Origin of the sequence: Subtercola boreus (assembly GCF_003399645.1) — a bacterium.
Lineage (GTDB): Bacteria > Actinomycetota > Actinomycetes > Actinomycetales > Microbacteriaceae > Subtercola > Subtercola boreus_A.
Genome location: NZ_NBXD01000002.1, coordinates 196,214 through 221,165 on the forward strand (window position 1 = coordinate 196,214; position 24,952 = coordinate 221,165).

The 24,952-nt window shown below is 67.8% G+C and carries 21 protein-coding genes; 10 read left to right on the forward strand and 11 right to left on the reverse strand.

The annotated features are described in order from the left end of the window. The first annotated feature begins 30 nt into the window (after nt 1–30). The 3 genes from B7R24_RS01030 to B7R24_RS01035 all read left to right on the forward strand — a co-directional run bounded on the left by B7R24_RS01030 (nt 31) and on the right by B7R24_RS01035 (nt 2,285). Nucleotides 31–897, forward strand: coding sequence for a PfkB family carbohydrate kinase (locus tag B7R24_RS01030; RefSeq protein WP_367302596.1), 867 nt, complete (start codon nt 31–33; stop codon nt 895–897). Nucleotides 898–956: 59 nt separating this feature from the next. Beyond that, the gene (locus tag B7R24_RS18240; RefSeq protein WP_301182446.1) at nt 957–1,091 is read left to right on the forward strand and encodes a hypothetical protein; all 135 of its coding nucleotides are present in this window, start codon (nt 957–959) and stop codon (nt 1,089–1,091) included. Between the two features lie 87 nt (nt 1,092–1,178). Continuing rightward, nucleotides 1,179–2,285, forward strand: a complete 1,107-nt coding sequence (locus tag B7R24_RS01035) for an alcohol dehydrogenase catalytic domain-containing protein (protein WP_216363592.1) — start codon at nt 1,179–1,181, stop codon at nt 2,283–2,285. Nucleotides 2,286–2,495: 210 nt separating this feature from the next. On the opposite strand, the gene B7R24_RS01040 is transcribed toward B7R24_RS01035, so the two are convergent. The 9 genes from B7R24_RS01040 to B7R24_RS01080 form a co-directional block, all read right to left on the reverse strand. Continuing rightward, a complete protein-coding gene (locus B7R24_RS01040; protein WP_301182447.1) occupies nt 2,496–4,010 on the reverse strand; it encodes a rhamnulokinase in 1,515 nt (504 codons plus the stop codon). Next, nucleotides 4,007–6,043, reverse strand: coding sequence for a bifunctional aldolase/short-chain dehydrogenase (locus B7R24_RS01045; RefSeq protein ID WP_116417114.1), 2,037 nt, complete (start codon nt 6,041–6,043; stop codon nt 4,007–4,009). The genes B7R24_RS01040 and B7R24_RS01045 overlap by 4 nt, the downstream gene beginning before the upstream one ends. A gap of 2 nt (nt 6,044–6,045) precedes the next feature. Further along, complete coding sequence (gene rhaI, locus B7R24_RS01050; RefSeq protein WP_116417115.1) at nt 6,046–7,212, reverse strand: L-rhamnose isomerase; 1,167 nt, start codon at nt 7,210–7,212, stop codon at nt 6,046–6,048. Further along, complete coding sequence (locus B7R24_RS01055; RefSeq protein WP_253259192.1) at nt 7,209–7,598, reverse strand: L-rhamnose mutarotase; 390 nt, start codon at nt 7,596–7,598, stop codon at nt 7,209–7,211. Before B7R24_RS01055 ends, rhaI begins: the two co-directional genes overlap by 4 nt. Next, entirely contained in the window at nt 7,595–9,067 is a 1,473-nt protein-coding gene (locus tag B7R24_RS01060) for an L-fucose/L-arabinose isomerase family protein (RefSeq protein ID WP_116417116.1), read from the reverse strand. The genes B7R24_RS01055 and B7R24_RS01060 overlap by 4 nt, the downstream gene beginning before the upstream one ends. Nucleotides 9,068–9,181: 114 nt before the next feature. Then, complete coding sequence (gene rhaS / locus B7R24_RS01065) at nt 9,182–10,258, reverse strand: rhamnose ABC transporter substrate-binding protein (protein ID WP_116417117.1); 1,077 nt, start codon at nt 10,256–10,258, stop codon at nt 9,182–9,184. A gap of 32 nt (nt 10,259–10,290) precedes the next feature. Further along, a complete protein-coding gene (locus B7R24_RS01070) occupies nt 10,291–11,379 on the reverse strand; it encodes an ABC transporter permease (protein ID WP_116417118.1) in 1,089 nt (362 codons plus the stop codon). Further along, entirely contained in the window at nt 11,372–12,439 is a 1,068-nt protein-coding gene (locus B7R24_RS01075; protein ID WP_116417119.1) for an ABC transporter permease, read from the reverse strand. The genes B7R24_RS01070 and B7R24_RS01075 overlap by 8 nt, the downstream gene beginning before the upstream one ends. Then, nucleotides 12,436–13,959 (reverse strand): sugar ABC transporter ATP-binding protein, encoded by a 1,524-nt coding sequence (locus B7R24_RS01080; protein ID WP_116417120.1) that lies wholly within the window; start codon nt 13,957–13,959, stop codon nt 12,436–12,438. The genes B7R24_RS01075 and B7R24_RS01080 overlap by 4 nt, the downstream gene beginning before the upstream one ends. A gap of 301 nt (nt 13,960–14,260) precedes the next feature. Between B7R24_RS01080 and B7R24_RS01085 the strand changes: the two genes are divergently transcribed. The 6 genes from B7R24_RS01085 (at nt 14,261) to B7R24_RS01110 (ending at nt 21,337) form a co-directional block, all read left to right on the forward strand. After that, nucleotides 14,261–15,340, forward strand: a complete 1,080-nt coding sequence (locus B7R24_RS01085; RefSeq protein WP_116417121.1) for a LacI family DNA-binding transcriptional regulator — start codon at nt 14,261–14,263, stop codon at nt 15,338–15,340. An 81-nt stretch (nt 15,341–15,421) separates the two neighbouring features. Further along, nucleotides 15,422–17,269 (forward strand): circularly permuted type 2 ATP-grasp protein, encoded by a 1,848-nt coding sequence (locus B7R24_RS01090; RefSeq protein WP_253259193.1) that lies wholly within the window; start codon nt 15,422–15,424, stop codon nt 17,267–17,269. Continuing rightward, nucleotides 17,269–18,201: an alpha-E domain-containing protein gene (locus B7R24_RS01095; RefSeq protein ID WP_116417122.1), complete on the forward strand. Its 933-nt coding sequence runs from the start codon at nt 17,269–17,271 to the stop codon at nt 18,199–18,201. Before B7R24_RS01090 ends, B7R24_RS01095 begins: the two co-directional genes overlap by 1 nt. Next, nucleotides 18,198–19,043 (forward strand): transglutaminase family protein, encoded by an 846-nt coding sequence (locus tag B7R24_RS01100; RefSeq protein WP_116417123.1) that lies wholly within the window; start codon nt 18,198–18,200, stop codon nt 19,041–19,043. Before B7R24_RS01095 ends, B7R24_RS01100 begins: the two co-directional genes overlap by 4 nt. A gap of 183 nt (nt 19,044–19,226) precedes the next feature. Then, nucleotides 19,227–20,075: an alpha/beta fold hydrolase gene (locus tag B7R24_RS01105; RefSeq protein ID WP_253259194.1), complete on the forward strand. Its 849-nt coding sequence runs from the start codon at nt 19,227–19,229 to the stop codon at nt 20,073–20,075. Between the two features lie 212 nt (nt 20,076–20,287). After that, nucleotides 20,288–21,337, forward strand: coding sequence for a lipoate--protein ligase family protein (locus B7R24_RS01110; protein ID WP_116417125.1), 1,050 nt, complete (start codon nt 20,288–20,290; stop codon nt 21,335–21,337). A gap of 121 nt (nt 21,338–21,458) precedes the next feature. Here the strand turns inward: B7R24_RS01110 and B7R24_RS01115 are convergent, their stop codons facing one another. Further along, nucleotides 21,459–21,746 carry a GNAT family N-acetyltransferase gene (locus tag B7R24_RS01115; protein WP_116417126.1) on the reverse strand — a complete coding sequence of 96 codons (288 nt, stop codon included), beginning with the start codon at nt 21,744–21,746 and terminating at the stop codon, nt 21,459–21,461. 68 nt (nt 21,747–21,814) lie between these two features. On the opposite strand from B7R24_RS01115, the gene B7R24_RS01120 reads away from it, so the two are divergent. After that, nucleotides 21,815–22,771, forward strand: coding sequence for a DNA-methyltransferase (locus B7R24_RS01120; RefSeq protein ID WP_116417127.1), 957 nt, complete (start codon nt 21,815–21,817; stop codon nt 22,769–22,771). Here the strand turns inward: B7R24_RS01120 and B7R24_RS01125 are convergent. Further along, a complete protein-coding gene (locus B7R24_RS01125; RefSeq protein ID WP_437123491.1) occupies nt 22,768–24,657 on the reverse strand; it encodes an MDR family MFS transporter in 1,890 nt (629 codons plus the stop codon). The two genes, B7R24_RS01120 and B7R24_RS01125, sit on opposite strands and share 4 nt — an antisense overlap. Nucleotides 24,658–24,952: the final 295 nt, after the last annotated feature.

Consider the following 24,952-nt stretch of genomic DNA (forward strand, 5'->3'; position numbering starts at 1 on the left):
CTGGCGGCGACGGAGTGAGAGGTGTTGCCGGTGGGTCGCGTGTTTGTGGTGGGTTCGTTGAACGTCGATTCCGTGGTGCGTGTGGAGCGGCATCCCTCGCCCGGAGAGACCCTGATGGGCGGCGACCTGACCACCTTCTGGGGTGGCAAGGGCGCGAATCAGGCGGTTGCTGCGGCACAGGCGGGGGCCGACGTCGTCTTCATCGGCCGGGTCGGTGACGACACCGAGGGCGCCGAGTACCGCACCCGGCTCGCGTCGCGATCCATCGACGTTCGACCGCTCACCGTCACCCGTGGGGTCTCGACCGGTCACGCCATGATCGCGGTCGCCGACAGCGGCGAGAACACCATCATCGTGTCACCGGGAGCCAATGCGCGGGTGACGATCGACGATCTCGAAGTGCTCCGCGGCGTCGGCGGGGTCTCGACCACCGACACGGTGTTCGACTCAGAACCGTCGGGTATCACGAAGGACGATGTGCTGCTGGCCTCGCTCGAGCTGGATTTCGACGTGGTCTCCGAGGCCATCCGCATCGCCGCTGGAGCGGGAGCGCGGGTGGTGCTGAACCTTGCACCGTTCGCCGTGCTCGATGCCGAGGTGCTGGCGCTCGCCGACCCGGTGATCGTCAACGAGCACGAGGCGGAACAGCTTCGAGCGTCGGGAGCCGCGCCCGACTCGTTGCTCGTGACCCTGGGCTCGGAAGGGTCGCGGTGGGCGGATACGGATGTCGCGGCATCCCGAGTCGCCGAAGTCGTCGACACCACCGGGGCGGGCGACACCTACTGCGGAACTCTCGCGGCCCGCCTGGCGGCGGGAGACGACCGACGCCAGGCCATGGAGGCCGCCAGTGCAGCCGCCGCCCGCTCCGTGGGCTGGCTGGGAGCCCAGCCCGCCTGATCCCCCGACCGGTGCGCGGCGGGTGCGACAGCACCTTGGGCGGGCCCGCGGCACCGGCCATGGCGATCGGTGCCCCCCGCGCAGCATTCCCTCCGCTGGCATCCGACGGCATCCGACGGCATCCGACGGCATCCGACGGCATCCGCCAGGATGACTTCGCCCAGCGTGAGATGCTGATCACTACCCGCGACTGAAACCTGCCCGCGACCGACACCCGCCCACGCCGAGCGGTGCGGCCGGGCATCTGCGAAAGTGGTGACATGACTACGACGTCCAGCGGCATCCGGATCACCGGCGCAGTGCTCGAAGAGATCGGTCGCCCGGGCCCCTACGCCACATCCCGCCCGCTCAGCATCTCCGAGCTTCACCTCGCCCCGCCGCGCTCCGAGGAGGTTCTGGTGCGCATCGAGGCCGCGGGGCTCTGCCACTCCGATCTCTCGGTGGTCGACGGCAACCGCTCCCGGCCCGTGCCGATGCTGCTCGGTCACGAGGCGGCCGGCACCATCGAAGAGGTGGGGCCGGATGTTTCGGGCCACCGCGTCGGCGATCGGGTGGTCATGACGTTCCTGCCCCGGTGCGGTCACTGCGCGGGGTGCGCGACCGACGGCATCCGGCCCTGCATCAACGGGTCGGCATCGAACGGCGCGGGCACCCTTCTCGGCGGCGGATCGCGCCTCGAACGCACGGGCTCGCCCGTGCACCACCACCTCGGCGTCTCGGCCTTCGCCACGCACGCTGTCGTCTCGACGCACTCCATCGTGCCGATCGACGACGACGTGCCGGCAGATCTCGCGGCGGTTCTGGGCTGCGCCGTGCTCACCGGCGGCGGCGCCGTCATCAACGCCGCCCGCCCGGCACCCGGCGACACGGTCATCGTGGTGGGCCTCGGCGGGGTGGGCATGGCGGCCCTCATCACAGCGCTCGCGCTCGACGACATCTCGGTGATCGCAGTCGACGCGCTGCAGGCCAAGCTCGACGTGGCGCTCGAGTTGGGTGCGGTCGCCGCCTACACGCCGACGGATGCTGCGGAAGCGGGCATCCGCGCAACCTCCGTCATCGAAGCGGCAGGCAGCGCCCGTGCTCTCGAGGCGGCAATCTCGTTCACCGACGCCGGCGGACGCACCGTGACGGTCGGACTCCCCGCCCCCGACGCCCGCGTGAGCTTCTCGCCGACGGCGCTCGTGGCCGAGGGCCGCTCCATCATCGGAAGCTACCTCGGTTCAGCGGTACCGAGCCGCGACATCCCGATCTTCGTCGACCTCTGGCGAAGCGGTCGCCTGCCCGTCGAACGCCTGGTCTCGTCGCACATCGCCCTCGCCGACATCAACGAGGGCATGGACGCCCTCTCCCGCGGCGAGGCCATCCGCCAAATCATCGACTTCGCCTGACGCGGCCCCGCCCGTCCCGCCCCCCGCGCGCCGCATCCTCCCACCCCCCGCGTCCTCTCGCCGCATCCCCGGGCTGCGCCCCTTTTTGCGCAAAAGCACCCATAACCGCGCGGTTGGGTGCTTTTGCGCAAAAGGTGCCTTGCCGAGCCTGCGGCATCCTCCCGCGCGCATCCCGCCCGAGCGCACAATGTGCCGCGCCCGGGAGCGCGGTCAGCGCGCGGGGGTGTACCTGACGGGCGGGAAGGACGCCGCGACGAGGGCACGCAGGGCAGCGAGGTCGCCCGAGATGAGGCCTCGTGCCCGCGCCTGCAGCAGCACGTTGCCGATCGCGGTCGCCTCGACGGGGCCGGCGAGCACGGGCAGCCCGGTGCGGTCGGCGGTGAGCTGGCAGAGGAGTGCGTTCTGCGATCCGCCACCGACGATGTGGATGGTGCGCACCACCTTCCCCGACAGCACGCCCGCCTGCCGCAAGGACACGGCGTACGCGTCGGCGAGGCTCTCGAGAATGCTCCGCGCGAACTCCGCCGGCGTCTCCGGAGCGGGCAGCCCGTGCTCGACGCACCATGCTGCAATGCGCGCGGGCATGTCGCCGGGCGCGATGAGCACCGGGTCGCCCGCGTCGAAGACCGCGACGGGGGTCGTGATGGCGGCCGCCTGCTCGAGCAGGTCGGCGAGCGGGATGCTCGTTCCGAGCCGTTCCCAGGTGCGCACCGATTCCGACAGCAGCCAGAGCCCTGAGACGTTCTGCAGGAACCGCACGCGGCCATCCACTCCGCCCTCGTTCGTGAAGTTGGCGGCGCGGCTCTCGTCGCTGACCACCGGATGCTCGAGCTCGACCCCGACGAGCGACCACGTTCCGCTCGAGATGTAGGCGAAGTCCTCGCCCGTGGCCGGAACCGCCAGCACGGCCGAGGCGGTGTCGTGCGATCCGACGGCCGTGACGCGAAGGCCGGCCGGCGCACCGATCTCTGCGGTGACGCTCGGGAGCAGCATCCCGATCGTTTCACCCGGTTCGATCAGCGGAGGGAAGAGGTGGCGGGGGAGTCGCAGCTTCGCGATCAGCTCATCGTTCCACTCGCGCGTGTGCACGTCGAAGAGCCCGGTCGTCGAGGCATTCGTACTCTCCGCCCTGCGTTCGCCTGTCAACCAGAAGGCGATGAGGTCGGGGATGAGGAGGAGGGTGTCGGTCAGATCCAGCGCATCCAGGCCCGCCTGCGCACGCGCTCTCGCACTCGCATCCGGGGCTGCCTCCGGCGCTACTTCAGCGTCGATCCGTTCGGCGGCCAGTTGGTAGACGGTGTTGAAGGGGAGGAATTGCAGGCCGCTGCCGCGGTAGAGCTCAGCCTGGCCGACGAGGGCGTGGGTGGCCTCAACGCCGACCGCAGTGCGGTCGTCGCGGTAGTGGAACGGGTTGCCGAGCATCCGGTCACCGCGCAGCAGCGCGTAGTCGACGGCCCAGGAGTCGACCGCGATGCTCGAGATGCCGGGCTCTCGTCGCACGGCCTCGGTGAGCCCGTCGATCACGTTGCGGTAGAGCTCGAGGATGTTCCAGTGCAGCCCGTCGATGGTGCGCACAGGCACGTTCGCAAAGCGCGCCACGGGCTCGAGCCGAATGCCTGTGGGCCCGACATACCCGAGCATGACCCGCCCACTTGTCGCCCCCAGATCGACGGCGGCGACAACGCCCTGCCCGCCCGCCGCCCCCACCACATCATGCGTGCTCACCGCAGGAACGCCGCCGCCACGCCCGCATCCACCGGCACGTGCAGCCCTGTGGTGTGCGACAGGTCCTCCCCGGTCAGCACGGCCACCGCGTTCGCCACGTTCTCGGGCAGCACCTCGCGCCCGAGGAGGGTGCGCTTGGCGTAGTAGGCACCGAGGTCCTCCTCGGCCACGCCGTACACGGCCGCACGCTTCGCGCCCCAGCCGCCCGCGAAGATGCCCGATCCGCGCACCACCCCGTCGGGGTTGATGCCGTTCACCTTGACTCCGTACTCCCCGAGCTCGGCCGCGAGCAACCTCACCTGGTGCGCTTGGTCGGCCTTCGTCGCCGAGTAGGCGATGTTGTTCGGGCCCGCGAACACCGAGTTCTTCGACGAGATGTACACGATGTCGCCGCCCATTCCCTGGTCGATCAGCACCCGGGCTGCCGCCCGCGACACCATGAACGACCCCTTGGCCATCACATTGTGCTGAAGGTCCCAGTCTGCGTCGGTGGTCTCGAGCAGGGACTTCGAGAGCGACAGCCCGGCGTTGTTCACGACGAGGTCGAGGCCGCCGAAGGCGAGCAGCGCAGTATCCACCGCGGCCTGGATGTCGACCGCCGACGTCACATCGGCGCGAACCCCGATGGCGACATCGGTCGAACCGAGCGCGGCCGCAGCATCCTGGGCCTTCTGCAGGTCGAGGTCCGCGATGACGACGCACGCGCCCTCTTTCGCGAGCCGTGTGGCGATGGCCTTGCCGATTCCGGATGCCGCACCCGTCACCAGGGCGATGCGCGTGGCGTGCGACGCAGGCTTCGGCAGGCGTGCGAGCTTGGCCTCTTCGAGCGCCCAGTACTCGATGCGGAACTTCTCCGACTCATCGATCGGCGCATAGGTAGAGATCGATTCGGCCCCGCGCATCACGTTGATCGCGTTGATGTAGAACTCTCCCGCGACCCGCGCGGTCTGCGCTTTCGCGCCGTAAGAGAACATCCCCACGCCCGGAATCAGCACGATCGCCGGGTCGGCGCCGCGCATTGCCGGGCTGTCGGGCGAGGCGTTGCGGTCGTAGTACGCCGCGTAGTCCTCACGGTAGGTCGCGTGCAGTTCCTTCAGCCGCGCTGCCGAATCCTCGACCGAGGCCGTCGCCGGCAGGTCCAGGATGAGCGGCTTCACCTTGGTGCGCAGGAAGTGGTCGGGGCAGCTGGTGCCGAGAGCGCCGAGACGCGGATGCTCTGCGGCACCCAGGAAGTCGAGCACGACGTCGGCATCGGTGAACGACCCGATCATCGGCTTGTCGGTTGAGGCCAGACCCCGGATGATCGGGGCGAGCGCCGCTGCCTTGGCCCGCCGTTCGGCGGGGTCGAGTGCGGCGTATCCGTCGAGCGCCGGCCCGAAGGGATCAGCCGTCCCGTGCTCCTCTATATAGGAGGCAGCGGTCTCGATGATCCACAGCGAGTTGGCCTCGGCCTCGTCGGAGCTGTCGCCCCACGCGGTGATGCCGTGTCCGCCGAGGATACAGCCGATGGCATCCGGGTTCGCCGCCTTGATTGCGGCGATGTCGAGCCCGAGCTGGAACCCGGGGCGCCGCCACGGCACCCAGACCACGCGGTCGCCGAAGATGGTGGCGGTGAGAGCTTCGCCGTCGGCGGCGGTCGCGATGGCGATACCCGAGTCGGGGTGCAGGTGGTCGACGTGGGCCGCATCCAGCAGCGCGTGCATGGCGGTGTCGATCGACGGCGCCGCCCCGCCCTTGCCGAACAGGGTGTGGTCGAACGCGGCGACCATCTCGTCCTCGTGCTCGATCCCCCGGTACACACCCTGGAGGGAACGGACCCGGTCGACGCGCAGCACGGCGAGACCGGGTTCCTTCAGGGTGCCGAGGTCGCCGCCGGAGCCCTTCACCCAGAGAAGTTCGACATCCTCACCCGTCACCGGGTCGCGCTCGAGCCCCTTCGCCGACGTATTGCCGCCGGCGTAGTTCGTGTTCCTCGGGTCGCTCCCGAGCCTGTTCGACCGGGCGATCAGCGCGGCGGCGGCTTCGTTCGTCATGGTTACGCTCCCCAGCCGGCTTGCACTCCACCGGCACGTTGTTCTGCGATCGTCTTCTGGTATCCGGATGCCGCGTAGGCGGCCATGGGGTCGGCGGGCAGGCCGCGCGACTCGCGCCAGGCGGCGAGGTCACCGCGAACGTCGGTGTAGAACGCGTCCATCAGGATGCCGTTGGCACCGAGCACGTCACCGGCGGTCTGGGCTGCGTCGAGCGCGGAACGGTCGACGAGCAGCGCACGCGCCGTCATCTCCTGCACGTTCAGCACCGAGCGGATCTGCCCCGGGATCTTGTCTTCGACGTTGTGGCACTGGTCGAGCATGAACGCCACCGGCGAGTCGGGGCCGTAGCCGCCGCCCCGCACGACCTCGACGAGGATGCGGAACAGCTGGAACGGATCGGCCGCCCCCACGATCAGGTCGTCGTCGGCGTAGAAGCGGGAGTTGAAGTCGAACGAACCGAGCTTGCCGAGCCGCAGCAGCTGCATCACGATGAACTCGATGTTCGTACCCGGCGCGTGGTGCCCGGTGTCGAGGCAGACCATCGCGCGGTCGCCGAGCGCGGAAACCAGGGCGTAGGAGGTTCCCCAGTCGGGAACGTCGGTGTGGTAGAAAGCCGGCTCGAAGAACTTGTACTCCAGCACCATGCGCTGGCCTTCACCGATCCGGTCGTAGATCGCGGAGAGCGAGGAAGCCAAGCGATCCTGTCGGCCGCGAAGGTCGCCCTGGCCGGGGTAGTTGGTGCCGTCGGCGAGCCAGATCTTCAGGTCCTGCGACCCGATCGCTCCCATGATGTCGATGCACTCGTAGTGGTGGTCGATCGCCTTCTGTCGAATGGCAGGATCGATGTGCGTGAGGCTGCCGAACTTGTAGTCGTCGTCCTGGAACGTGTTCGAGTTCACCGTGCCGAGCGCCACCCCGTGGTCGGCCGCGAACGCGCTGAGGGCGGCGTAGTCGTCGACCCTGTCCCACGGGATGTGGATCGCGACCTTGGGCGAGAGCCCGGTGTGCGTGTTCACCTGGGCGGCGTCGGCGATCTTCTCCTGGGGGGTGCGCGGGGTGCCGGGGGTACCGAACACCTTGAAGCGTGTGCCCGAGTTGCCGAACGCCCAGGACGGCAGCTCGATTGCCTGCGCCTCCAGGTCGGCAGCGATGTCGCTGAACGTGGTCATGTCGTTTCTCCCGGGTCGGTGACGGATGCTGCGTGAGCGAGCTGATCGTCGAGGTTGAAGATTTCGGTGAGGTGCAGGAAGCCCTCATCGGGTCTGCCGTCGAGGGCTTCGAAGAAGTCGTCCATCTCGGCCTGCCAGCGGGCGTTCACGGATGTCTCGGCCATTCCGGCCTGGGCGGCGGCGAGATCAGACGTCTCGAAGTATCCGATCAGCAGGCCGTCGTCGCGCACGAAGAGGGAGTAGTTATGCCATCCGGTGCGGGCCAGCTCGTGCAGGAACTCGGGCCAGACGGCAGCGTGGCGCTCGCGATATTCGGTGAGGCGCTCAGGCTTCACCTGCAGCTGGAAGCAGACCCGCTGCATCCGTCGGCCTGCGATGTCGCTCATAGCGACCCCCACCGCGACCGCGCCGCCATGTCGACGTGCCGGTGCTCGATGCCCAGCAGGCTCGCCGCCGCCCGCACATCGGCGGCGCGGTGCCCGACGCAGAGCGCCCAGTGGTGCCCGATGCCGGTCTGGCTCCATTCGTCGACCCACTCACCGGGGTCGCCGCCGAAGTCGACGCGCGACGTCGTGTTGCCGATCGCGAGCAGCGGGCCGGGAACCACCCTGCCCTCCGACGTGATGAAGGTGTAGCGCCCGTCGCGGTCCTGGCCGATACCGAACGTCGTGACCGGGCCCTGCGTCACGTCGAACTCGACCGAGACCCCCCAGCCGCGCTTGCCGTGGTAGACACCGAGGCCGCGCAGCAGCGGATCGCGCTCGCTCACGGCGAGGTGCGCGGGGCCATCGTGGCCCATCTCGACGACACCGTCGAAGAAGTTCAGCGCCTGGATCTCGGTGAACGACCCGCCCGCGCCCATGGCCTGCGAGGCGAGCATGGCGAGGCTGGTTCGCAACTCGTACTCCCCGGCCATTGGCACGCCGCGGGCGGTGAGAATGGATGCCCCGAGAATCATGCCCGCACCGAGGCGTTCGTGCTGCTCCCCGTTCAATCCTCGGTGGTAGTACGCCAGCGAGTCGAGGTCGAAGTCGTCGACGAGACGATCGAGCGCGACGGAGACACGGGCACCCCAGTCGAAGTCGTTCTGGTCGACGGAGCCGTCAATGGTGAAGAGCTCCCGGGCCAGCGCCACGCGATCGTTCACCTGTGCATCCGTCACCTCATCGACCCGCACGCGCAGGTCGTCGAATTCGAGCACCTCGACGTGGGAGCCGAACTGGGAGGAGACGAGCGTGAGGTCGGTCGAGACATCCAGCATGCCGGGGTACAGGTGGCCCATGAGCCCGTGGCGCGCATGGCGGAGGCGGGCGCGCACATTCGCGGCGTTGACCCACTGGGTGATACGGCGCCAGGCGTTCTCGTCTTTCAGATGACCCGAGACGGAGCGGAATTCGATGCCCGCCCGACGGAAGACATTCGCGACCTCGGGAACCGGGCACTGTCCGCAGTACGCGAGCCACTTGCCGGTGTCGAAGTTGGCGTGGTCCATGGCCTCGGTGGGCTGGAGATCGATCACGAGAACCGGGGTCTTCGAGCGCTGCGCAATGGGCAGCACCATGGAGCTGGTGAGGTAGGTGGTCAGAAAGATCACGATGAGATCGCAGTCGGCGACGCGGAGCTTCTCTGCTGCGACGGCCGCCTCGGGTGCGTCGGAGACGAAGCCCACGTCGACGACCTCGGCGTCGAGTTCATTGAAGCGGTCGGTCACGTACCTGCTCGACTCCTGCAGCTGCGGCAGGAGGTCGGGGAACTGCGGCCAGTATGCCGCGAGCCCGCCGGCGACGAGGCCGATCCTCGTCTTGCGGCGGGTGCGCGGCTGCAGCAGCTCTGAGGCGTGGCGCGTGGGTGTCATTGCCGTGCTTTCTGGGTTCGAAGATGTGGCGGGGCTTACGCCCACCGGTGGTTCAGGATGCTCGTGGGGTGCTGGGCGGGCACACGCGGTGCCCACCCAGCGGGTCGTGCGGGATCAGAAGTCGTACTGGTCGATGTTGTCGGCCGTGAACTCCGTCGGCGGGCCGACGATGATCGTCTGGTCGGCGCCGACCGTCTTCTCACCGAGGTCGCCCGCGGTGAACTTGTCGCCCTCGGCACCGGTGATGGTGCCGTCTTCGAGTGCCTGGCCCGCGTAGGCCGCGACCTCACCGAGCTGTGCCGGGTCCCACAGAGCGAACTCCTTCACGGTGCCGTCCTTCACGAAGGCGCGCATCTCGTTCGGCAGGCCGAGCCCGGTCAGCACGATCTTGCCCTTCGAGTCGGAGGTTGAGAGGTAGCGGGCCGCCGCGGCGATACCGACCGTCGTGGGCGAGATGATGCCCTTCAGGTTCGGGTACGCCGAGATGAGACCCTGCGTCTCCTGGAACGACTTGGTGTCGTCATCGTCGCCGTAGACCGTGGTCACGAGGTTGATGCCCTTGTACGCCGGGTTCGAGGCCAGTTCGGCCTTCATGTCGCTGATCCAGCCGTTCTGGTTGGTCGCATTGGCGGTCGCCGAGAGGATGGCGATGTCGCCCACCCCGCCGATCTGCTCCGACATCTGCTTCAACTGGATGAGGGCGACGTCTTTCGAGACGACCTGGCTGACGAACACGTCGCGGTACTGCGGCGCGGTGTCGGAGTCGAAGGCAACGACCTTGGCGCCGGCATCCCGTGCCTCCTGCAGGGCGGGGCCGACGGCGTCGGGGTCGTTGGCGGCGATCACGATGACGTTCGTGCCCTGCTGGGTGAGCGTGTTGATGAAAGTGACCTGCGACGAGGCGCTGGCCTCGAGCGGTCCGACCACGCTGGAGGTGTAGCCGATGGCGTCGGCACCCTTCTTGCCGCCGCCGAGAACGACGTCGGTGTAGGGGTTGTTGAGCTGCTTGGGCAGGAACGCAATGGTCTTCGCATCCCCACCGCCCGAGCCGCCCGACGACGAGTCGCTCGACGAACCGCCACCGGCGCACCCGGTGGCGATCAGGGCGACCGTTGTGGCGAGAGCGGCGACGGATGCGACGCGGCGGCCCGTGCTCAGCCGCTTGCCTGTAGAGCTGTGAAACAACTTCATTGTTCTTCCTTTCGTTGTGCGCGTGTGGAGTGCTAGGCGCTGGTGGTGGTGGTGGAGGTGGTGGCCGAGGCCCGAGGCCTGGGATCGTGGGAACGCAGCCGCCTTCGGCGCGCCCTCTCCTTCGCCCACGAGAACACGCTCGGAGCGACGACGGAGAGCACCAGCAGTGAGCCGGTGACGATGTTGAGGGCGACATCCGGAATCTTCGCCAGGCGGAGGCCGTAGTTCAGCGTTCCGATGAGGAGCACGCCCGCGATGACGCCGGGCAGTGCTCCCTTGCCGCCGAAGATCGAGACGCCGCCGAGCAGCACAGCCGCGATCACGGTGAGTTCGATGCCCGTCGCGTTGTCGCTGCGGGCGCTGGAGTAGCGCAGCGTCCAGTAGATGCCCACCAGGGAGGCGACGACGCCGGTGCCCACGAAGAGCCAGAACTTGGCGTGGCCGACCCTGATGCCGACGAAGGTCGCCGCTTCCGTGCTGTAGCCGAGCGCGAACAGCCCGCGGCCGAACGGGGTGAAGTGCAGCAGAACCGCGAAGAAGACGATGATCACCAGCACGCCGATCATCACGGTCGGGATGCCCGTGGCGCCGATCTTCGAGGTGAAGAACTTGGTGAGGCCGGGAGGGAAGTTCGCGACGGCGTTGTCGCCGATCACGACGAGCGCGAGCCCGCGGAACAGCGCCAGCGTTCCGATCGTCACCGCGAGTGATGGCAACCCGAGCGTGGTGATCAGAAAGCCGTTCACCGCTCCGGCCACGATGCCGACGATCACGCAGATGCCCAGAACCGTCCAGATGTCCCAGCCCGCGGCGTAGAGAACGCCCATGATGGCGCTGGTCAGGCCGGCGGTGCTGGCGACCGACAGGTCGATCTCGCCCGAGATGATCACCAGGGCCATCGGCATCGCCAGCATCAGGATCGGGATGACGTCGAGCAGCAGGAACCCGACGGTGACGGGCGAGGCGAACCGCGGGATGGTGGCCGAGGCGACGATCACCACCACCAGCAGGGAGTAGATGGTGAGGGCATCCCGGCCCGGCAGGTACTTTCTCACGGTCTCGGTGTTCCTCGTGGTCTTCGTGTCTCTCGTGGTTTCGGTGGTTCCCAGGGCTTCAGACATCACGCGCCTCACTCACTCGCAGCTTGCGGGCCCTCCGGATGCTCGCCACCCGGTCGACGATGATCGAGGCCAGAATCAGCAGTCCCACGATGGCCTGCTGCCAGAACTTGTCGACGCGCACCGCGGTCAGCGCACTGGTGATCGTGGTCAGGAGGAGGGCGCCGATCGCGGCACCGTACACGGTGCCCGATCCGCCGGCGATGGCGACGCCGCCGACCACGGCCGCCGCGACGACATTGAGTTCGAGGCCGTCGCCGGTGGTGGCGCCGACGGAGTTGAAGCGTGAGGCGTAGAGCACGCCGGCCAGCCCGGTCAGAACCCCGTTCGCGACGAACGCATAGAGCACCCGCCGGCTGACGGGGATGCCGAACAGCAGGGCGGCATCCGGATCGGACCCGATCGCGTAGAGATCGCGACCCGACCGCACCGCGTGCATGAAGATGGCCACGGCGACAACCACGAAGACGGCGATCAGCGTAATGATCGGAAAGCCGATGACCGTCTCGGTCGACAGGTCGCTGAACGAGACGGGCCGGTCGCCGGCGAAGTACTGCGTTCCGCCGGCCCAGGCATTCAACACGCCGCGGAAGATGTAGAGCGTGCCCAGCGTGATGACGAGCGCGGGCACCTTGGCTGCCGTGACGAGCAGGCCGTTGATGCCGCCGAGCACGGCGCCGAACACCATTCCGATGAGAAAGACGACGACGATCGGGATGTTCGGAAAGGCGTTGAAGAGGCTGCCGGTGCCGAAGGCGACCAACCCGAGCACTGAGCCGACCGAGAGGTCGACGTTGCGCGTGATGATCACGAGGCTCTGGCCGGCCGCCATGATGATGAGGATCGTGGCGTTCAGAAGCAGGTCTTTGACGCCCTGCGGGTTGAGGAACTGCGAGTTGATCACCGCAGTGATGACGACGAGCACGACGAGAGCGCTCGCAACGGGAATCTCGCGTGCCCGCACGAACGTGCTGAACGCGCTGGCATTCCGATCGGTGGCCGCGGCGCCGCTCCGCGCGGGCGCGCCGGCGCCGGCGGGGTTCGGCTTGGTCGAGAGGGTCATCGGGCGGCTTCTTCCAGGGTGGCTGTGGCGGCGAGCATGATGCGTTCGGCGGTCGCTTCGCTGCGGGGGAGTTCGGCGGTGATGCGGCCCTCATGCATCACGAGCACGCGATCGGCCATGCCGAGCACCTCGGGGAGTTCCGACGAGATCATGAGGATGGCGATGCCGCGGCCGGCGAGATCGGAGATCAGCCGGTGCACCTCGCTCTTCGTGCCCACGTCGATTCCGCGGGTCGGTTCGTCGACGATGAGCAGCTTCGGCTCGGTGGCGAGCCACTTCGCGATGACGACCTTCTGCTGGTTGCCGCCCGAGAGGGTCGACACGGCATAGTCCTGAGAGCCGGTCTTCACCTGCAGTACCTTCGACCACTCCTCGGCCGCGGCGCGCTCGCGCTTGCCGCTGATGAGGCCGAAACGAGCGAGCTTCTTGCGCAGCGTGAGCGTGGCGTTCTTCGCCACGGAGAGATCCATCACCAGCCCCTGCTTGCGGCGGTCTTCGGGAACCATGCCGATGCCTGCGGCGATCGCCGCCTGCGGGCTGTGCCCGGCGAGAGTCCTGCCGCTGAGTGTCACAGTGCCACGGTCGTAGGGGTCGATGCCGAAGATCGCCCGGGCCACTTCGGTGCGGCCGGCTCCCACGAGCCCGCTCAACGCGACGATTTCGCCCGCTTTCACGTCGAAGGTGATGTTCGAGAAGACGCCGGCACGAGCCAGGCCCGAGACTTTCAGCACGGTGTCGCCGATGGGCGCCTCCACCTTGGGAAAGAGCGCGCCGAGCTCTCGGCCGACCATCTCGCGCACGATCTCATCGATTGTCACCGTGTGGGTGTCGTGGGTCGAGATGTACCGGCCATCACGCATCACCGTGATGCGGTCGGTCAGGTCGAACACCTCGTCGAAACGGTGCGAGATGAACAGGATGCCCGCACCCTTGTCGCGCAGCCCCCGCGCCACCCCGAACAGTCGCTCGACCTCGACGCCCGACAGTGCGGCTGTCGGTTCATCCATCACCAGCACCTTCGCGTCGAGCGAGATGGCCTTGGCGATCTCGATGATCTGCTGATCGGCGATCGACAGGCCCTCGGCGACACGGTCGGGATCGATCGGAACACCGAGCCGGGCGAACAGCTCGCGGGCCTGGCGTCGCATCTCGCGCCGGCTGATGAGGCCCGATCGCCCTTTCGGCTGGCGGCCGATGAAGATGTTCTCGGCGACGGTGAGGTCGGGAAAGAGGGTGGGCTCCTGGTAGATGACCGAGACTCCGACCGCTTTGCTCTCGGCCGGGCTCTTGAACGAGACCAGCTCGCCCGCGACGCGGAAGTCGCCGCTGTCGGGCTGGTGTACCCCCGCGAGGATTTTCACGAGCGTCGACTTGCCGGCACCGTTCTCGCCGACGAGGGCGTGGATCTCGCCGGGCCGGATGTCGATGGTGCCGTCGGCGAGGGCGACCACGGGCCCGAAGCTCTTCGCTGCGCCGACGAGCGACAGAACCGATTCGCCGGGTGCTTGCTGCTCAGCCACTCGAGCCTCCTCATTGAGATGTGTGCGTGCGCTCGGTCTGGACCGCAGTAATTGAATCGTTTTATTCGAGCTCGCACCGAACCTACAGGCGCCCCCGGTGCGGCGTCAAGCTGGCTTTACCCAATCGTTATGCGGTCGTCTTGACGATGCGCCGGCGCTCACCCTACGGTGTAGCCAGCCCGGTTTGAAACGAATCATTTCTATCGGTGGTCGCGGGCCGTCGGCACAGCGGCCGGTTGCTGCTCGTTTGCAGTACGCTTCCCCCACACCGGCCGAGTGGTGCGAGAGAACGGAGCGGCACATGGCAGCGGTGAACGTGCGAGACGTGGCGGCGCTCGCCGGCGTCTCGCTGGGCACTGTTTCGAACGCCCTGAACCGCCCCGAACGCGTCTCTCCTGCCACTCTGCTGCGGGTGCAGCAGGCCATCGACAGGCTCGGTTTCGTACGGAACGATGCCGCCCGTCAGCTGCGGGCCGGTCGCAGCCGCAGCATCGGGCTCATCGTGCTCGACATCGGCAACCCGTTCTTCACCGACGTGGCCACGGGTGCCGAAGACCGTGCTTTCGAAGAGGGCTTCGCTGTTCTGCTCGGCAACAGCCAGGGCAACCCCACCCGTGAAGCGGCGCATCTCGACCTGTTCGAAGAACAGCGGGTTCGCGGCATGCTCGTCTCTCCCGTCGCCGAGATCTGGCCGCAGCTCAAGAGACTGCGCACCCGTGAGATCCCGGCCGTGCTGGTCGACCGCGCCATCTCAGACACCTCCTTCTCCTCCGTCTCGGTCGACGACATCGCGGGCGGCACGCTGGCGGTGACGCATCTGCTCGGCCTCGGCCGCCGCCGCATCGCGTTCGTGGGCGGCCCGACGAAGATCAGGCAGGTCTCCGACCGCCTCGAGGGCGCCAGCCGGGCTCTGGACGGCGTGAATGGCGCGACCTTGGAGGTTCTGGGGGCCCAGGCGCTCACCGTTCTCGAGGGCCGACGCATCGGCGAGGCCATCGTCGCCCGCCGGCCTGCCGATCGGCCCGACGCCATCTTCGCCGCGAACGACCTGCTCGCCGTCGGGCTGTTGCAGGGGCTCAGCATGCTCGGCGGGCTGCGGGTTCCCGACGACATCGCGCTCGTGGGGTACGACGACATCGCGTTCGCGGCGGCCGCCGTCGTTCCGCTCACCTCCGTGCGTCAGCCGAGTGCGCTGCTCGGCCGCACCGCCGTAGACCTCCTGCTCGCCGAGTCGCACGACCCCGGGGGCTTCGAGCCCCAGCAGGTGGTGTTCACGCCCGAGCTCGTCGTGCGCGCGTCCACCGGAGGGGGTGCCGGCGCGGGTGTGAGTGCGGGCGCGGGCGGTGGGGCGGGCGACCTGGCGGGCCAGGAGCTGACGTAGCGAAGGTGCAGCCGACGGCCCGACGGAGGCGGGCTCGATCCAGAAACACACCGGCAACAACCCAGCGCTAGGCTCACACGCATGGTTGACCTGTTCGCCGGCTATGGCGCCACACTCCTGCCCCGCAAGCCGATCAAGGGTGCCCCCGCCTACGACGAGATGTTCCCGGAGCCCGACTCCACATCGCCGGTCGAGGCCCGCGCTGCATACAGAGACATCTACAACGCTCTGGCCCGCATGACGCAGGAGGAACTGCGCGGTCGCACCGATGCGCTCGCCAGTTCGTACCTCGCACAGGGCGTGACGTTCGACTTCGCCGGCGAGGAGCGACCGTTCCCGCTCGACGCGGTTCCCCGCGTGATAGAACAGAAAGAATGGGTCGGCGTCGAAGCCGGTATCAAGCAGCGCGTGCGGGCGCTCGAGGCGTTCCTCGCCGACATCTACGGCGCCCAGAACGCAATCCGCGACGGCGTCATCCCGGCCGGTCTGGTCAGCTCGTCGAGCCACTTCCACCGGGAGGCTGCGGGTATCGTCAGCGCCAACGGCGTGCGCATCCAGGTCTCGGGAATCGACCTCATCCGCGATGAGAAGGGTGCCTGGCGGGTGCTCGAAGACAACGTGCGCGTGCCCTCGGGCGTGAGCTACGTCATCTCGAACCGCCGCGTGATGGCCCAGACGCTGCCCGAACTCTTCGTGAGCATGCGGGTGCGCCCGGTCGGCGACTACCCGAATAAGCTCCTGCAGGCCCTCCGCGCCTCTGCCCCCGAGGGCGTCGAAGACCCCAATGTGGTCGTGCTCACGCCGGGTGTCTACAACTCGGCCTATTTCGAGCACACCCTGCTCGCTCGTCTGATGGGCATCGAGCTCGTGGAGGGCCGCGACCTCTTCTGCTCCGGTGGCAGGGTCTGGATGCGCACGACGGCCGGGCCGACGCGCGTCGACGTGATCTACCGTCGCGTCGACGACGAGTTTCTCGACCCGTTGCAGTTCAGGGCGGACTCGATGCTCGGCTCCCCGGGCATCCTGCTCGCCGCCCGGCTCGGCAACGTCACCATCGCCAACGCGGTGGGCAACGGCGTGGCCGACGACAAGCTCGTCTACACCTACCTCCCCGACCTGATCAGGTACTACCTCGCGGAGGAGCCCCTCATCCCGAACGTCGACACCTGGCGGCTCGAAGATCCGGGAGCACTCGAAGAGGTGCTCGACCGCCTCGACGAACTCGTCGTGAAGCCGGTCGACGGCTCCGGCGGGAAGGGACTCGTGGTTGGTCCGGCCGCCACGCAGAAGGAGCTCGAAGCCCTCCGCAAGCGACTCATCAAGGACCCGCGCGGCTGGATCGCGCAGCCCGTGGTGCAGCTCTCGACCATTCCGACCCTGGTCGAAGACGGTATGCGCCCGAGGCACGCCGACCTCCGACCCTTCGCGGTGAACGACGGCAAAGACGTGTGGGTACTGCCCGGCGGACTCACCCGCGTCGCGCTGCCCGAGGGCGAGCTCGTGGTCAACTCCTCGCAGGGCGGCGGATCCAAAGACACCTGGGTGGTCGGTTTCGCGGGCGGGTTCTCACCGATCGATGGCACGGCACAGGTCGCCCAGAACATCCAGGGGCTCGTCGCCGACCAGGCCGCGAACACCCAGGCCATCCCGATCGTGAAGCACACCCCCGACCATTCGCCCTACGACAAACCGCGCTCGCACCACGACCAGCAAGAGCAGCAGCAGCAGCTCGGCGCCCCCCTCTCCCTCGGCTCCCCCCTCCCCCACACCCACCCCCACCCCCACCCCGACAATTGCGACACTTCCGGACAGGTGAGACCGGCCCGCACGTCTCACGTGTCCGCAGGTGTCTCATTTACGGGGGGTGCGGGGGGTGCGGGGGGCACGGGGGCTCCGGATGCCCGTTCCGAGGGTGAGGGGGAGCGCTGATGCTGAGCCGCATTGCTGAGAGCCTGTTCTGGATCGGGCGCTACATCGAACGCAGCGACGGAACCGCGCGCATCCTCGACGTGCACCTCCAACTGCTGCTCGAAGACCCGTGGATCGAGGAGAACCTCGCCTGCCGGTCGCTGCTCGCGGTGATGGGCAGCGAGATCCCGCCCGACGACCACGAGCTGACGCGGGCCGACGTGCTCGATATCCTCGCGGTCGACCGCACCCAGCCCGCATCGATCGCCTACTCGCTCGGCGCCGCCCGCGAGAACGCCCGCCGCGCGCGCGAGATCGTCTCGACCGAGCTGTGGGAGTGCCTCAACACGACCCGGGCGCGCATGCCACGGCGCATCGCGGTCGAGAAGACGCACGAGTTCTTCGCCTGGGTCAGGGAGCGGTCGGCGCTGGCCGTCGGCATCCAGGAGTCCGCAGCATCCCGCGACGAGGCCTGGCACTTCTTCACGCTCGGCCGCTCGCTCGAACGGGCCGACATGACGGCACGCCTGCTCGCGACCCGGTCGCTGACCGAGGCGTCGGGGCCGTCGTGGACCACGATCCTCCGCTCGTGCGGCGCGTACGAGTCGTACCTCCGCACCTATCGCGGTGTGCCGTCGGCCCGCAATGCCGCCGAATTCCTTCTGCTCGACCGGCTCTTCCCGCGCTCGATCCTCTACTCGGTCTCCCGGGCCGAACAGAGCCTCCGCGACATCGAGCCGCGCAACACCCGCCTGGCAGTGACCGACCAGGCGCAGCGCCTGCTCGGCCAGATCCGCAGCCAACTGGAGTACCGACCGATCATGGACATCCTGCACGACCTCCCGCACCAGATGGATCTCGTTCAGGAGGCGACCAGCGAGGCATCCGAGGCCATCCGTCAGCGCTACTTCCCGACGAATGCTGCACCGAGCTGGGTGGGAGAGAACGTATGAACCGCCTGCGCATCCGCCACGTCACGGGTTACCGCTACGAGGGCGAGGTGGGGGCGTCGTACAACGAGGCGCGGATGCTCCCCGTCTCCTCCGACGGACAGTTCGTACTGTCGTCGCACCTCGACATCTCGCCGCTGTCGTCGAACCACACGTACCTCGACTACTGGGGTACTCGCGTTTCGTCCTTCGAGGTGCTGACGCCCCACCGCGAACTGTCGCTCACGGCAAACTCGCTCATCGAGGTGCGGCCCCGCGAGCATTCCGCTCACCAGCTCAGCTGGGAGGGGCTTCGGGATGCTGCGGCACAGGTCACCTCGACCATCGAGCAGGTCAAGCAGACCAAACTGACAGACCCCCCGGCCGAGGTCGCGGCGCTCGCGGCGACGATCGCTGCATCGCACGACAACGTCTGCGACGCTGCCCTGGCCATCTGCGCCGAGATCGGCAACCAGGTCGAATACATGACCGGTGTGACCGGTGTCCACACGAATGCGCGGGAGGCCTGGGTCGAGAAGAAGGGCGTCTGCCAGGACATCACGCACATCGCCCTCGGCGCGCTCCGCTCGGTCGGCATTCCGGCGCGTTACGTGTCGGGGTACCTGCACCCGCGGCCCTCGGCCGGCATCGGCGAGACGGTGACGGGGGAGTCGCACGCCTGGGTGGAGTGGTTCTGCGGCGACTGGCGTGGCTTCAACCCGACGAACTCGATCGACATCGGCGACCGGCACGTGACGGTGGGTCGCGGGCGCGACTACAACGACGTGGCTCCGCTGCGCGGGGTGTACGCGGGCCCCTTCGGCTCCCGACTCTTCGTGAAGGTCGAGATCACCCGCGAGTCGTGACGCGGATGCGCCCCCCGCCCCCGCCCCGGGCAGCCTGAATGAGGATGGCGCGTCCGGACACGCTCCAGCATGCGCCACCGCAGCTCCCGTCCTCTTCTACGCAAGGCGTGGGGAGCTCCGAACCCGAGGGGACCCGCCGAACGGGGAGTCTGCGGGCGAGCGGGGAGCGGGCACAATGGGACTGTGCCCCACTTCACTGACGAACACGGTGTTCGCGTCACCTACTACCGCTGGCTGGTCGATGACCCCCGTGGCGTGGTGCAGATCTCGCACGGGCTCGGCGAATACGCGGGGCGCTACGTCGAGCTGGCGGGCGAGCTGAACGCCGCCGGGTATTCGGTCTACGCCAACGACCACCGCGGCCACGGTCAGACCGGCCTCGACCAGTACCGCGGCGACCGGTCGCAGTTCGGCAGGCTCGGGCCGGGTGGTCTTCGGGCGACGATCGCGGGCATCCGGCAGTTCACCGCCCTGATCGCCACGAAGAACCCCGAGGTTCCGCTCTTCCTGCTCGGCCAGAGCTGGGGCTCGCTCATGGCGCAGATTATCGTGAACGGCTCGGCGAAACCGTACGCCGGCCTCGTTCTGGTGGGCTCGGCCTACCGGATGCCCGGATCGATGGACGGCGGAGACCTCAGCCGCCGCCACCGCCCCGCTGGCGGCGGCGGTCACGGCTATGAGTGGCTCAGTCGCGATGTCGCTGTACAGACGGCAGCCGCAGAGGACGAGTTCATGTTCGAAGCAAAAGTGCTCAAGCTCTTCGGGCTGGCAGATGGCCTACGGCTCTTCGGTCGGCCGGCACGGCACTTCGATGCACCGCTGCCGGTGCTCATCCTCTCCGGCTCCGACGACATCCTCGGCGGGGAGAAGAGCGCGCAGAAGCTCGCGTCGGCGTACCGGCGCGGTGGCCTCAGCGACGTGACCGTTCGGCTGTATCCGGATGCTCGCCACGAGGTTCTGCGGGAGACCAACCGAGAGGAGGTCGTCACCGACCTCCTCTCCTGGCTCGCCGCCCACTCCGTCGCCCCCTGACCCGCGCCCCCCCTGACCCGCGCCCCCCCTGACCCGCGCGCCCCCCTGACCCGCCCGCCCCCCCCTCCGCCCGCCCCCTCCGCGCGCCGCGCGTTTTGCGCAAAGGCACCCAAAAGCGCCCGTCGACGTGCTTTTGCGCAAAATGGATCCTCTCCTCGGCGATCACTCTGCGAAACCCGGGGAGGGCGGTCGGGCAGGTTTAGGCTGAGGGCATGCACGGTGAATACAAAGTTCCGGGCGGCAAGCTCGTCGTCGTCGATCTCGAGGTGCGCGATGGAGTCTTCGCCGATTTCCGGCTCGCGGGCGACTTCTTCCTCGAACCCGACAGTGCGCTCGACGACATCAACGGGGCGGTGAACGGGCTGTCCGCCGAGAGCGAGGCCTCCGCCATCGCGGCCGCGATCAAGGCAGCACTGCCGAAGGACGCAAACTTGCTCGGCTTCAGCGCCGAGGGTGTGGCTGTCGCAATTCGCCGTTCACTCGCCAAGGCGACGAGCTGGCGAGATTACGACTGGCAGGTCATCCATTCGAAGGCCGTGCCGCCCGTCATGCAGATGGCACTCGACGAGGTGTTGGCCGTCGAGGTCGGCGAAGGCCGCCGCGCGCCGACCCTGCGTATCTGGGAGTGGAACTCCCCGGCCGTCGTCATCGGCAGCTTCCAGTCGCTGAAGAACGAGGTCGACCCCGAGAATGCGGCGAAGTTCGGCTTCGATGTCGTGCGTCGGGTCAGCGGCGGCGGAGCGATGTTCATGGAGGCCGGGTCGGTCGTGACCTACTCGATCTACGCCCCGGCCGACCTTGTGCAGGGCCTCAGCTTCGCCGACTCCTATGCCTTCCTCGACGAGTGGGTGCTGGTCGCCCTGAAGTCGCTCGGCATCGACGCGAGCTACGTGCCGCTGAACGACATCTCGAGCCCGAGCGGCAAGATCGGTGGGGCCGCTCAGAAGCGCCTGGGCAACGGCGCTGTGCTGCACCACGTCACGATGAGCTACGACATCGACGGCGAGAAGATGGTGCAGGTGCTGCGCATCGGCCGCGAGAAGATGAGCGACAAGGGTACGAAGTCGGCCGCGAAGCGGGTCGATCCGCTGCGCAGCCAGACCGGGCTGAGCCGCGAGGACATCATCGACCGGATGATCGAGACCTTCACCTCGCTCTACGGCGCCTCGACGGGCGACGTCACTGACGACGAGTACGCGAAGGCCGAGGCGTTGGTGGAATCGAAGTTCGGCACCCGCGAGTGGATCGAACGCGTTCCCTGAGCCGGGCATCCATTCGCCGGGCCCGCACGGGGCCGTTCGCGTCGGTGCTCGGGGCAACTCTTCGGCCTCTCGGGAGCCCAGCTCCAGCGAATTCAGCGAACCCACCTGGACGGTGGGCCGATCAGCCTCTCTCGACGAGCTCGTGGTACTCCGGATGCACATCGATCCAGTCCGCGACGAAGCTGCACTGTGGAACGACCTTCAGCCCGGTATTGATCCGCACATCATCCAGGGCCCCCCGCACCAGGTTGCCGCCGAGCCCGTGCTTGCGGTGGCGCGGATCGACCTCGGTGTGCGTGAAGACGATCGCATCGCCGGCGGTGCGGTAGTCGGCCAGGCCGGCTTCGCGGTCGTCGATCAGTAGAACGTAACGGTGGTGGTCAGCTTCGTGACGGATCTCAGTACTCATGACCCCTCGACAGTACGCCCGGTGCCGCGCGACTGCGAGTTGTCGCCCCGGCCTGTCAGAATGAGGGGATGCCCGCCCCGACCCGCCCCGACCGTGTCGGTGATGAGGGCTCGGGCCGCATCATCCAGGCCGACAATCTCGACGTGCTGCCCGGTCTCGACAGTGGATCGGTCACTCTCATCTACCTGGACCCACCGTTCAACACGGGTCGCGTGCAGCGTCGGCAGGGTACGACCGCCGTGCGCTCCGAGGCCGGTTCGGGGTCGATCACCGGATTCAAGGGCAACAGTTACGCGCGTATCAAGGGCGACCTGCTGCGCTACGACGACGCGTTCGAGAACTACTGGGAGTTCCTCGAGCCGCGCCTGCTCGAGGCCTGGCGCCTTCTCGCCGACGACGGAACCCTCTACCTGCACCTCGACTATCGCGAAGCCCACTACGCCAAGGTGCTGCTCGATGCGCTGTTCGGGCGCGAGAGCTTTCTGAACGAGATCATCTGGGCCTACGATTACGGCGCCAAGGCGAAGACACGCTGGCCGACGAAGCACGACACGATTCTCGTCTACGTGAAGAACCCTGCTTCGTACTATTTCGACTCGGCGACGGTCGACCGGGAGCCCTACATGGCGCCGGGGCTCGTCACGGCTGAGCGAGCCGCCCGTGGCAAGCTGCCGACGGATGTCTGGTGGCACACGATCGTGTCACCGACCGGCCGCGAGAAGACGGGCTACCCGACCCAGAAGCCCGAGGGTGTGCTTCGGCGTATTGTGCAGGCGTCGTCCCGCGAGGGAGATCTCGTGCTGGACTTCTTCGCGGGATCGGGCACGACCGGTGCTGTCGCCGCCGCGCTCGGGCGCCGCTACCTGCTCGTCGACCAGAATCCGGAGGCGATTGCGGTCATGCGCTCGCGGTTGCCCGGGGCGGCGTTCGAGGAGCGCGCGGCGGGGCCGGGCGATGCGGGGCCCGACCCCGAGGTGCCGCCCGGCGCTGAGGTACCCAGCCCGACGGTACCGCCCGGCGCTTAGGCGCCGTGGCGCGGAGCGTGCGACGAAGCACCCGCGCCCGAGCCGGATCCGACGGTGCTGTCGGCGACCTCGGCGGTGTGCGAGGTTCCGGATGCCCGTGCTCCCGCACCGAAGTCGCCTTCGTCGCTCGTTCCCGGCTCGATCATCGCGCCCGTGGCGTTCGCTGCAGACAGTGCTTCGGCCGCAACCGTGTCGGCCGCAGCATCCAGGTCGCTCGCCTCCTGCATGGCCGACTTCTGGCGAAGCGGAGGAGCCTTCAGGAAAAGTGCGAGAACGAATGCCACCGCGACGACGGCCATCGTGATCCAGAACACGGAGGCGATCGAGTAGGAGAAGCCGGTCAGGAACGGCAGCGCCAAGCGCTGGTCGATCACGCTGAGGAACGCGGTGTTGCCATTGAGGGCCTCGGTGATCGCGCCGAAGTTCTGAGTCTGCAGCCAGCCGAGGATCTGGGTGTTGGCGGAGTTCCCCGTCACGGCCGGGTCTTGAGCCGCGGCGGCCAGACCCGATTTGATCGACGGCGTTGCGAAGGCATCGGTGATGGTTCCCGGCAGTCGGCTGAAGATGAAGGAGAACACGACGGCGGTGCCGAGCGTTCCACCGATCTGGCGGAAGAACGTCGACGCACTCGTCGCTACCCCGATGTCGCGGGGTCCGACGGAGTTCTGCGAGGCGATGGTGAGTGTCTGCATCATCTGGCCGAGCCCCAGGCCGATGACGAACATCCCGAGCATCACGTACCAGAGGGGCGTGTCGACGGTCAGGAACGTCATGATGAAGAAGCCGACCGCCATGAAGGCTGTACCGATCACGGGGAACTTCTTGTAGCGGCCAGTGCGCGCAATGAGTTGGCCACTGACGATGGAGGCGGTCATCAGGCCGAGGATCATGGGCAGCATGAGGAAGCCCGACTCCGTCGGCGTTGCACCCTTCACTATCTGAAGGTAGAGCGGCACGGTCAGCAGGGCCCCGAACATGCCGAACCCGACCAGAACGCCGAGCACGGTGGCGACGGAGAAGGTCGACGACCGGAACAGCTTGAGCGGGATGAGCGCGTTGTCGCCCATCTTGCTCTCGACGTAGACGAATGCGGCGATGCCGACGGCCGAGAGCACGTAACAGACCCACGCGCCGGCCGATCCCCAGCCCCATTCGCGGCCCTGCTCGGCGATCAGCAGCAGCGGAACCAGCGCGACGATGACCGTGACAGCGCCCCACCAGTCGATGCGCACGTTGGCGCGTTTCGTGTGCGGCAGGTGCAGGAAGCGCAACACGACAGCAAAGGCGATCACACCGATGGGGAGGTTGATGAGAAAGACCCAGCGCCATCCGGTGATGAAGAGGATTTCGGGCGTGCCGGAGAGCAACCCGCCGAGCAACGGGCCGATGACGCTCGCGATACCGAAGGTGGCGAGAAAGTAACCCTGGTATTTGGCGCGTTCCCGGGGAGCGAGCATGTCGCCCATGATCGCCAGCGGCAGGGCCATGAGGCCACCGGCGCCGAGGCCCTGGATGCCGCGGAAGACCGCGAGTTCGTACATCGACGTCGAGAGACCGGAGAGAAGGGACCCGACCAGGAAGATGCTGATGGCGATGATGAAAAGTGGGCGGCGGCCGAAGATGTCGGAGAGCTTGCCGTAGATCGGTGTGCTGATGGTCGAGAGGATCAGGTAGGCCGTCGTCACCCACGCCTGAAGGCTCAGACCGTCGAGATCGTCGGCGATGGTGCGCATCGAGGTGCCGACGATGGTCTGGTCGAGGGCGGAGAGGAACATCCCCGCCATGAGGGCGAAGATGATCACAAGGATCTGCCGGTGCGTCATGACGCCGCCGGCGTCTTTGATCGACTGGGCCCGGGCCTGGCCGGCTGTTGTTGCGCGTGACATGGGTGTCCTGATCTGAAAGCTGCCGGCGAGGCCGGGGGAGGGTGCCGTGCCGAAAAATTGCGTAGAGTGCAAAGTTACACCCACCGAAAGATGGTTGCAAGGTGGCAAGTTGCTCCGAATGGGGGGTTTACATTTGTCAAGCCGGGCCCATTCATAGGAACACATGATGTTCTTATAACGTGACGATAACCACGCGACGCTCTTTTATTGCCCTGGCCGCCGGTTCCTCTCTTCTTGCCCTCGCCGGATGTACGGCGACAGGTTCTCTCAGCGAAAAGATCTCTGCACCGGTCCC